The following is a 9,340-nucleotide window of genomic DNA, read 5'->3' as shown; positions in this document are numbered from 1 at the left end:
AGCCGGTTATGACGAGCGTTCCGGAGGATCAGCTCCTCATGAAATGATCGATCTGCTCCGACAGCATGCCGTATTCGCGAGATCCCTTGCCCGTGCGCTTCTCGATTTCGCGGAGCTGTTCCTGGGCGCCGGCAAGATCGCCGATCTGCAGGTGCGCCTCGCCGAGATATTCGCGCACCAGCGTGTAATTGGGGTCGATGCGCAGCGCTTCCTCGTAATAGCCGAGGCCGACGGTGATGCGGCCGGAATGGCGGTGCGAATAGCCGAGATAGTTGAGGATGCGCGGGTCCTGCTTGTTGGCGGCGAGGCTGAGCACGGCGATCGCCTCGTCATAGCGTCCATCCATCGCCAGCGCGCGACCGGCATCATAGATGCTGTCGTCGTCCAGCATACCTTGCTTCGGCGAGACACATTTCTTCTGCTTCTTGTCCCAGGCCTCCCCCTTCTTGCACTGGCTCTGGCCGCCGCCGCCATTGCCGCCGCCGCCGCCACCACCTCCCCCGCCTTCACCAGCCGAAAACGCCGGAGCCGCAATCAGCGGCAGGGCGGCCATGGCCATGGCACAAATCAGCAATCGTCTGCGCATCGAACTCTCCTTAGAACCTGACAATGCAACACTAACGCCGGGCCGAAGCCGTTTCGTCCCCGGAAAATGCCATTCTATCTCAAAACCGCGATCTCTCCCAGCAAGGCCATCTTATCCCTGGAACAGAGGGCATCGGAAATCATGGTTCACGATCAACGCCGACGCGCAAGAGAACGTGACGAGCGCTGCAAATCCGCTATCATCGGGCCGACCGAGCACGAAGCAGGGAGACGGCCGGTGCAGCAACGCGTTGAACGAGACTGGGAGCTTTCGATCGGTCCCGACACCGTGCGCCTGTTCATCCTGAAGGCGAAGGCGCTCAGCGCCGCCGTCAACGAAGACTATGCCGACGGCGCCGAGCACGAGGTAGAGCTCGACGGCAACGCGCACGACAACCACCATCACGACGGCCTTGCCGAGGAAAGCTCCGAAAATCTCACCGAGGAGGAACTGCGCGAACTGATCGACGACCTCAATGTCGACGAAGCGGCCGAACTGATTGCGTTGGCCTGGGTCGGCCGCGGCGACTATGACGCGACGGAATGGACGGACGCGCTGACCGCCGCCCGCGAGCGCGCCAACAAGCGCACGGCAAAGTACCTGCTCGGCATGCCGCTGCTGGCGGACTGGCTCGAGGAGGGCCTGGAAGCGATCGGCGCGTGACTGCGCGGTTACCGATTGTGATCGCCGGCCCCCCTCGCCCAAGGCAACTTCCCTGCATTCTGGCCGTTGCGAAGTAATGGCGGCGTTTGGCTTTTTCAGATTGGGTAGATTGCTCCTGGCCGTTACGGCTACGTCGCTGACGGGACCCGCTCTGGCCAAGGCGCCCGAACTGCCGCAAACTGCACCGGTTCCGCAGTTCAACCAGGAAGCCACTCCGCCGTCGCCAGCCGACATCCCGGTCCCCGAACCGCGCCCGGCGGATGCCCCGGAGGCTGAGCCGCCCCAAAACGAGCAGCCGCAAAACGGGCAGCCCCAAAATGGCCAGCCCAAGACCCAGCAGCCGGAGCCGCCGGCGATTGCACCACAGCCTCCTGAAAAGCCGGCGCAGGCTGAGCCGCCGGCAAGCCCACCGGCCGCGCCACCAAACCCGGCCGAGGCAGACAAAAAGACGGAGCAAGAAATCCTTCCAGATCCTCGCTCGGCCGCCATTGCCGGGAAGGAAATGCCGGCCGAAGAATTGGCCTGCCGCAGGCGGCTGAAGTCCATGGGCGTCGATTTCGAGGAGCGCAAGCCCGAGCATGATACGGCGGTCGGTTGCTCGATCCCTTACCCGGTCGTGCTGAAAACGCTCGGCAAATCCATCGCCATCGGTCCCGAAACCGAGCTCAATTGCCAGATGGCGGAAGCGGCCGCCCGCTTTGCTGCTTCGGTCATCCAGCCTGCCGCAAAGGCCGAGTTCGGCACGGATATCAAATCGATCGGCCAGGCCTCCGCCTTCGTCTGCCGGCCGCGCCACGCCGGCGGCAAACTGTCGGAGCACGCCTTCGGCAACGCCCTCGACATCGCCAGCTTCACGCTTTCCGACGGGAAAGAGATCGATGTCGGTCCAACGCCGCCGCAGAAGGACGCGGAATTCCTGGATGCAGTGCGCAAGGCCGCCTGCGGGCCGTTCAAGACCGTGCTTGGCCCGGGCAGCGACGCCGATCATTCCCTGCATCTCCACTTCGACCTCGAACCGCGCCGCAATGGCGGCACGTTTTGCCAATGACGCCGGGCGCCGACAGTGGCGCCGCAATTTGGCCGCAGGCGTGAACGGCGCCGCTGATTTTTCCTTTACACTTCAGGTTTAGAGTCTGTGCCATCCAGGGACAGGGACCCTTCCGATGGCCGGGCTATTTGGCGCTGCGCTTGCCGCTGCGCGGCACAGGACGCGCGCGCATGGCCGGCAGGCTTGCCGCCATGCTTGCCATTGCGGCGATCTCCGCCTGCAACACCGGCAGCGTATTGTCGCTGCAGCCGGCCGTCGATGTCGGCAGCCAGACCGCTGCCGTTCCGCCCAATTCCGACCCGCAAGATTCCGGCCCCCAAGATTCCGGCCCGGAATATTCCGGCATGCAGCGCCTCGTCCCGTCCAACCCCTATTTGACGGCCGCCTATCCGCGCTTGGACAACCCGATGTCGCCGGCCGAACAGATGCCGGCCGCAGAGATCGATTGCCGCAAGGAACTGAAGCGCCTCGGCGTCATCTACACCGACGTTGCGCCGATCCACGAAGGCCAGTGCGGCATCGACTATCCGGTCAAGGTCTCGGCCATCGGCAGCGTCGAGATGAAGCCGGCCGCGACGCTGACCTGCGACATGGCCGCCACCTTTGCCGGCTGGACCAGGAACGAACTCGTCCCGTCGGCCCGCTGGCGCTATTTTTCAGGCGTTAAGACCATTCACCAGGGCTCGAGCTATTCCTGCCGCAGGATTGCCGGCGAAGGTGTTTTGTCGGAACACGGCAAGGGCAATGCGCTCGACGTGATGAGCATCGAGCTCAACAATGGCGACGACATCGACGTCCGCAAGCCCGGCCTGTTCGCCTTCCGCGCACGCGGCTTCCTCAACAATGTGCGCGCCGACGGCTGCCAGTACTTCACCACCGTGCTCGGCCCCGGCTACAATTACGATCACCGCAACCATTTCCATTTCGACATCAAGAACCGCAAGAACGGCTACCGCGCCTGCCGCTGACCGTTCCGGTTTTCACATGAAATAAATGGGACAAGCATACGTGCGAGAGCGCCCGGATCAGCTGCGTTGCGTGCCGCCAGTGGAAGCCTTGATGTGCTGCGCCACCAGATCCTGGACGTGCCACAAGTTTCTGTCGCGGATTCCGCTTTCCTCGAGCATGCTGACGGTGCGGAACAGATACTGGGCGGACGAACCCCAATGTCCGGCTGCGCGCGCCAATGTCTGTGCCACCTGATCGAGCGGCAGCCGCCCGGCATAAGCCTTGCCGTCGGGCGCCGCGACGAAGGCCAGGGCGCGTAGCGGACCGTCGCTGGTCTCGACCCAGATCCAGCGCGGCACGTTGGTAGGCGGGTTGGCGTCGATCTCCCGTCGCATCAGCCGACCGAGTTGCCCAAAATGATCTTCTGCCGGAAGTCTGTAGACAACGCCTTTGCAACTGCCGCCCCGGTCCAAAGCCAACATCAAGGCCGGAACATCACGGGTTCCGCGCCAGCGGGTCAGCTTCAGGCAGAACGAGCGGTGCCATCCCGGCGCCGTAGCCGGGCGCCGCTCGACATAGTCGAATTCGGGATTCCAGATCAGCGAGCCGTAGCAAAGACCCAGAGCACTTCGGGCCGGTATTCCAGCAGCAGCTGCTCGACAAGACCATCGAACTCCGCGTCGGTGTGTTCTGTCGTCCCGGGCTCGGGGCCGGGGTCGGGCTCGACACGTTCGACCGGCGCGACAAGGTCGGCGGTCAACGCCATGGCAGTGCCGCGCGCCGGTTTGCCCTTCATCACGCCCTCATTCGTGCTAGCCGGTTCTACGCCATTTCATGCTAAAATATGACGATAGACCGGCTGCGCGTCGCTTGCCAAGGATTTCCGGCGTGACGGGCCTGCCAGTTTGAGCGCCAATGCATGAGCCAACGAAGCCTTCGACGACGTGCAACGACCTGGCTGGTGGCATGCTGTGCCGCTTATCTTTCGCTCGCCTATTTCGCCGCGCCTGAGTTCTGGACGTTGCGGGACCGCAATTTTCGCAATCAGCAATTCGAGATGGTGACGCACACGCCGCAAGGCATTCCGGGCGATCCGATCAATGTCGGCCTGGTCGGCACCAAGAAGGAGCTTGTCCATGCTTTTGCCGTCGCCGGCTGGGATACGGCAGACGCGATCACGCTGAAGACCGCGATCGAGATCGGCGAAAGCGTACTGTTTAACCGCCCCTATCCCGACGCGCCGGTCAGCCGGCTGTTGTTCGAAGGCCGCGCCCAGGACCTCGCCTTCGAAAAACCGGTCGGCGCCAGCGCCGACCGGCGCCACCACGTCCGCTTCTGGCAGACCGATGCGACCGGCGACGACGGCCGGCCGCTTTGGCTGGGCTCGGCAAGCTTCGATCGCGGCGTTGGCCTCAGCCACGATACCGGCGCGATCACCCATCACATCGGCCCCGACATCGACGCCGAGCGCGACGAGTTGATGCGCGACCTCGCCGCTGCCGGCATACTGATCTCGACCAGCCAGATACCAGGCGTCGGCGCCACAAAGGCCGGGCGCAACGGCGAAGGCGATCCCTATTTCACCGACGGCAAGGCCATTGTCGGCGTGCTGCTGCAACTGCCGTAGGCGCCATCAGCCTTCCCGTCTGACAGCCATTTTCGTGCCGACGGGGTTCAGGGCACGGCGATCACGATCTTGCCGAACGGTCCCGTCTCCAATCGCTCAAATGCCTGCGGCACCTCGTCGAAGCCAAACACCTTGTCGATCACCGGCTTGATCGCAAGCGTCTCGATCGCCTGGTTCATCCGCTCGAAAGCGCGGCGATGGCCGATCGATATGCCCTGTACGACGATCCGGTTGCGCAGGAACGGAATGATCGGGAAACTAAGCTCCATGCTGCCGAGAAGGCCGATGAGCGACAGCCTGCCGTCGGCGCCCAGCGCATTGAGCGAGCGCCGCGCATTGTCGCCGCCGACCATTTCCAGCACATGCCTGACGCCGGCGCCGTTTGTCAGCTTGCGCGCCGCCTCGTCCCATGCCGGCTGGCTGCGATAATTGATTCCCTTCCAGGCGCCGAGCGCCTTCGCCCGCTCGAGCTTCTCGTCGCAGCTCGAGGTGACGATGGCGCGCAGGCCTAAGGCGGCGGCAAATTGCAGCGCAAACAGCGACACGCCGCCAGTGCCCTGGATGAGAACGGTTTCGCCCGGGATCGGCTTGGCCGCCTCGACCAGCGCGAACCAGGCCGTCAGCGCCGCGATCGGCAGCGTCGATGCCTCGATGTCGCTGAGCGACGGCGGCGCCGCCACGGCGGCATCCTCATGAAACAGCACATGCTCGGACAGCGTGCCGGGCAGTGACGAACCCAGCGTATGCTTGTGCAGCACGGGCGGCGCGTCGCCGTCCGGCCAGTCGGCGATGACCTGGCCGAGCACGCGCTGCCCGATGCCGAAGCGGCTGACTTTGCCGCCGATCGCCACCACCTCGCCAACCGCGTCCGATGTCGGCACGAACGGAAAGCTGAGGTCCGGTATCAGCACGCCATCGACGATCATCCTGTCCTTGTAATTCAGCGATACCGCTGTGACGCGCACCAGCAGGTCATGCCGCCCGGGTTGGGGCAGCTTGCCCTCAGCCGGCTTCAGCCTGGACAGACCGAAACCGTTCATCTGCCAGGATTTGTTTTCGGTGCTCATTTGGTTCGCGCTCCGCGGTTGATGGCTGCGCGGACATTTACGCCGTTTCACTATGGAGAAAAGAGCTTCTATGTGGCATGTTTTGCAACGGATTAATGAGTGAAACTCTACAATAGGAGCGCTTCATTGGAATCGGCCAATCTGCAGGGCATCGTCGCATTCGTTCATACCGTGGAGGCTGGCAGCTTCACCGGCGCCGCTGTCCGGTTGCATGTCACGAAATCGGCGGTCGGCAAGTCGATCGCACAGCTGGAACAGCGATTGGGCGTTCGCCTGCTCAACCGTACCACCCGTAGCCTCAGCCCAACCAGCGAGGGCCTGAGCTACTATGAAGCCTGCGTCAGGGCGCTGGCCGAGATCGAAGCCGCCCAGTCACTGCTCGCTTCCCGCAAGCAGGTGCCTTCCGGGCGGCTGCGCGTCGACCTGCCTCTGGCTTTCGGCCGGCGATGCGTCGCCCCGGTGCTGTTCGACATTTCCAAAAAATTCCCGGATCTGACGATGGAAATCTCGTTCAACGACCGGCGCGTCGACCTGATCGAGGAAGGCATCGATCTGGCGGTGCGCATGGGCGATCTCGACGACAGCCTTTCGATCGCCGCGCGCCGCATCTATGCCCAGCGTTCGGGCATCGTCGCCGTCCCCGCCTATCTCGACGCCCATGGCAGGCCGCAATCGATCGAGGATCTCGCCAGGCATAGCCTCATCGGCTACGGCCGCGACGGCGCTGTCCATCCCTGGACCGTCAGGCATGCCGACGGCCGTCTCGAAAAATTCGCGCCCAAGGCGCGGCTGGTGCTCGGCCACGGCGAACCGATGCTCGATGCGGTACTGGCCGGCTGCGGCATCGTCTTTCTGCCGACATGGCTGACGGCCGACAGCATCAGGCGCGGTGAGCTCGAAATGGTTCTGTCGGACTGTCTTGTCGAAAATACCGCGGTGCATGCCATCTGGCCGGTAACACGCAACCTCGCGCCAAAGGTGCGCGTCGTTGTCGACACCCTGATCGAGCATTTTTCCGCGCCGCCCTGGGATGCCGCTTGATTGCTCCGCCGGCTAGTTGAAAAGACAAAGGGCCATTGCTTAAGGTTTGCGCTGCCAGGGCGGCGCCGATTTCGACAATTGATAACCTCCAACACGAATTGGGCATTATCTTTTCTGTCTGAAGCGATTGCCCTGAAAAATCGCGACCGTCCTATTTTCGAAAACCGCGTGGCAATGCTATGGACCCGGCATGCTTTATGCTGAAATTGCCATCGTGGTCGTCCTCATCTGTGTGAACGGCCTTCTGTCGATGTCCGAGCTCGCCATCGTCTCGTCGCGGCCGGCGCGCCTCAAGGCGATGATCGACCGCAACGTCAAGGGCGCTGGCCGGGCTCTGGCGCTCGGCGCCAATCCGGGCAAATTCCTGTCCTCGGTGCAGATCGGCATCACTTTGGTCGGCGTCTTGTCCGGCGCCTTTTCCGGCGCCACGCTTGGCGAGCGGTTGGCCACCTTCCTGGTGTCGGCCGGTATCCGCGAAAGCCTCGCCGACCCGCTCGGCGTCGGCATCGTCGTCGCCCTAATCACCTATGGCTCGCTGATCATCGGCGAACTGGTGCCCAAGCAGATCGCCTTGCGCGACCCCGAACGGGTCGCCGTCAGGGTCGCTCCGGCAATGACCATCCTCGCCAGCATCTCGGCGCCGCTGGTTTTCCTGCTCGACTTTTCCGGCCGTGCCCTCCTGTGGCTGCTTGGCCAGCGCGGCCAGAGCGAGGAGAAGGTTACCGACGAGGAGATCAAGATGCTGGTCGCCGAGGCCGAGCACCACGGCACCATCGAATCCGACGAACGCCGCATGATCGCGGGCGTCATGCGGCTCGGCGACCGTGCCGTGCGCGCGGTGATGACGCCGCGCACCGAGGTCGACTGGATCAATTTGCAAGCCGACGAGGCCGCCATCAGGAAGCTGCTGATGGATACCCAGCATTCGCGCCTGCCGGCCGGCGACGGCGGCGTCGATGCCATGATTGGTGTCGTCCAGACCCGCGACGTGCTGGCCGCGATGCTGGGCGGCCGCGCCCTGGACCCGCGCCGGCACGTGCGCACCGCCCCGATCGTGCATGACCAGGCCGACGCGCTGGATGTGCTTGCGACGCTGAAGGAATCCGACGTGCCGATGGCGCTGGTGCACGACGAATACGGCCATTTCGAAGGCATCGTCACCCCGGCCGACATACTGGAAGCGATCACCGGCGTCTTCCGCTCGGACCTCGATGCCGGCGACGAGGAAAACGCCGTCAAGCGCGAGGACGGCTCATGGCTGCTCGCCGGCTACATGCAGGCCGACGAGATGGCGGAGGTTCTCCGCATCGACCTGCCCGAGAACCGCGACTACGAAACCGTCGCCGGCTATGTGCTGTCGCATATGCACCATCTGCCGGCGACCGGCGAATGCGTCGACGCGCAAGGCTGGCGCTTCGAGGTCGTCGACCTCGACGGCCGCCGCATCGACAAGCTCATCGCCACCCGACTGCCCGGCGCCCACCGCGAGGTCGTGCGGTAACGATCGACGCGACTTATGGGCTATATGCTCGCGGCGACACCGCTCGCACAATCAAAGTTGATTGGGAATACCGCCTATGGTCGACCACCTTTTCGCCGACCCGTATCTCGCTGCCGTCTACGATGCCTGGCACCCGAGATCTGCGCGCGACGACTATGATTTCTACCTGCCCCGCATTCTAACAGCAGACGCGGTGCTTGATGTCGGATGTGGAACGGGCACCCTCCTTCACGAGGCACGCCTGGCCGGACATTCAGGGCGGCTCTGCGGCATCGACCCAGCACCCGGCGTGTTGAATCGCGCACGAACGCGCACGGATATCGAATGGGTCCTCGGCGATCTCCAATCGGCCGGCTGGACAGCCGAGTTTGATCTCATTGTGATGACGGGGCATGCATTCCAGGCCCTTGTCAGCGACGAAGACCTGCGGGATTTGATGGCGGCTGCGCGACAGGCCCTTGTGCCAGGCGGATGCTTCGCGTTCGAGACGCGGAACCCTTCTGTGCGGGCGTGGGAGCGCTGGACACCCGAAAATGCGGTCGTCGTTGAGCTACCTGACGGGTCTCTGGTGCAGATCACAACAGAGGTGATCATGCCGTTCGATGGACAGACGGTGACATTCACCCACAGGTTCGGCGGAAAGCATCCGAGCCTTCCGCAAGTTAGTCGCAGCACCTTGCGATTCCTCGACACGGACGCCTTATCGAGCCTGCTGGGGAACGCGGGGCTACGGATCGAACAGCAATTCGGCGGCTTTGACGGCAGCCCACTTGGCCCTTCGAGCCCCGAGATCATCACGTTCGCGACGAGATGAAAAGGAGTATCCGCTCTCCAACCTGCAAGGAACGACAACTCGCGG

General features: G+C 63.7%; 11 protein-coding genes. 7 read left to right on the top strand and 4 right to left on the bottom strand.

What is annotated here, in order from left to right; all coding sequences use genetic code 11:
- Positions 1-28: 28 nt before the first annotated feature.
- Complete coding sequence (locus tag NKI01_RS15815; RefSeq protein WP_023719114.1) at positions 29-586, bottom strand: tetratricopeptide repeat protein; 558 nt, start codon at positions 584-586, stop codon at positions 29-31.
- Between the two features lie 237 nt (positions 587-823).
- On the opposite strand from NKI01_RS15815, the gene NKI01_RS15810 reads away from it, so the two are divergent.
- The 3 genes from NKI01_RS15810 to NKI01_RS15800 all read left to right on the top strand — a co-directional run bounded on the left by NKI01_RS15810 (position 824) and on the right by NKI01_RS15800 (position 3,265).
- The gene (locus NKI01_RS15810; RefSeq protein ID WP_023719115.1) at positions 824-1,249 is read left to right on the top strand and encodes a DUF3775 domain-containing protein; all 426 of its coding nucleotides are present in this window, start codon (positions 824-826) and stop codon (positions 1,247-1,249) included.
- 76 nt (positions 1,250-1,325) lie between these two features.
- Positions 1,326-2,297, top strand: coding sequence for an extensin-like domain-containing protein (locus NKI01_RS15805; RefSeq protein ID WP_352483137.1), 972 nt, complete (start codon positions 1,326-1,328; stop codon positions 2,295-2,297).
- A gap of 170 nt (positions 2,298-2,467) precedes the next feature.
- Positions 2,468-3,265, top strand: coding sequence for an extensin-like domain-containing protein (locus tag NKI01_RS15800; RefSeq protein WP_352963833.1), 798 nt, complete (start codon positions 2,468-2,470; stop codon positions 3,263-3,265).
- Between the two features lie 57 nt (positions 3,266-3,322).
- Here NKI01_RS15800 and NKI01_RS15795 read toward each other — a convergent pair whose 3' ends face one another.
- Positions 3,323-3,844: a gamma-glutamylcyclotransferase gene (locus NKI01_RS15795; RefSeq protein WP_352963864.1), complete on the bottom strand. Its 522-nt coding sequence runs from the start codon at positions 3,842-3,844 to the stop codon at positions 3,323-3,325.
- On the bottom strand, positions 3,844-4,041 hold the full coding sequence (locus NKI01_RS15790) for a hypothetical protein (protein ID WP_352963831.1): 198 nt from the start codon (positions 4,039-4,041) through the stop codon (positions 3,844-3,846). The genes NKI01_RS15795 and NKI01_RS15790 overlap by 1 nt, the downstream gene beginning before the upstream one ends.
- Before the next feature lie 123 nt (positions 4,042-4,164).
- On the opposite strand from NKI01_RS15790, the gene NKI01_RS15785 reads away from it, so the two are divergent.
- Positions 4,165-4,872: an LssY C-terminal domain-containing protein gene (locus NKI01_RS15785; protein WP_352963829.1), complete on the top strand. Its 708-nt coding sequence runs from the start codon at positions 4,165-4,167 to the stop codon at positions 4,870-4,872.
- Between the two features lie 47 nt (positions 4,873-4,919).
- Here the strand turns inward: NKI01_RS15785 and NKI01_RS15780 are convergent, their stop codons facing one another.
- Positions 4,920-5,939 carry a zinc-dependent alcohol dehydrogenase family protein gene (locus NKI01_RS15780; RefSeq protein ID WP_352592476.1) on the bottom strand — a complete coding sequence of 340 codons (1,020 nt, stop codon included), beginning with the start codon at positions 5,937-5,939 and terminating at the stop codon, positions 4,920-4,922.
- 126 nt (positions 5,940-6,065) lie between these two features.
- Between NKI01_RS15780 and NKI01_RS15775 the strand changes: the two genes are divergently transcribed.
- The 3 genes from NKI01_RS15775 to NKI01_RS15765 all read left to right on the top strand — a co-directional run bounded on the left by NKI01_RS15775 (position 6,066) and on the right by NKI01_RS15765 (position 9,295).
- Positions 6,066-6,980 carry a LysR family transcriptional regulator gene (locus NKI01_RS15775; RefSeq protein WP_352856873.1) on the top strand — a complete coding sequence of 305 codons (915 nt, stop codon included), beginning with the start codon at positions 6,066-6,068 and terminating at the stop codon, positions 6,978-6,980.
- A 190-nt stretch (positions 6,981-7,170) separates the two neighbouring features.
- The gene (locus NKI01_RS15770; protein ID WP_352592482.1) at positions 7,171-8,481 is read left to right on the top strand and encodes a hemolysin family protein; all 1,311 of its coding nucleotides are present in this window, start codon (positions 7,171-7,173) and stop codon (positions 8,479-8,481) included.
- A 76-nt stretch (positions 8,482-8,557) separates the two neighbouring features.
- The gene (locus NKI01_RS15765) at positions 8,558-9,295 is read left to right on the top strand and encodes a class I SAM-dependent DNA methyltransferase (protein ID WP_352592485.1); all 738 of its coding nucleotides are present in this window, start codon (positions 8,558-8,560) and stop codon (positions 9,293-9,295) included.
- The last annotated feature ends 45 nt before the right edge of the window (positions 9,296-9,340 follow it).

Origin of the sequence: Mesorhizobium sp. M0815 (assembly GCF_040319995.1) — a bacterium.
Classification (GTDB): Bacteria; Pseudomonadota; Alphaproteobacteria; order Rhizobiales; family Rhizobiaceae; genus Mesorhizobium.
The sequence above is the reverse complement of the archived record's forward strand: the minus strand, read 5'-3'. Positions and strand labels throughout refer to the sequence as shown.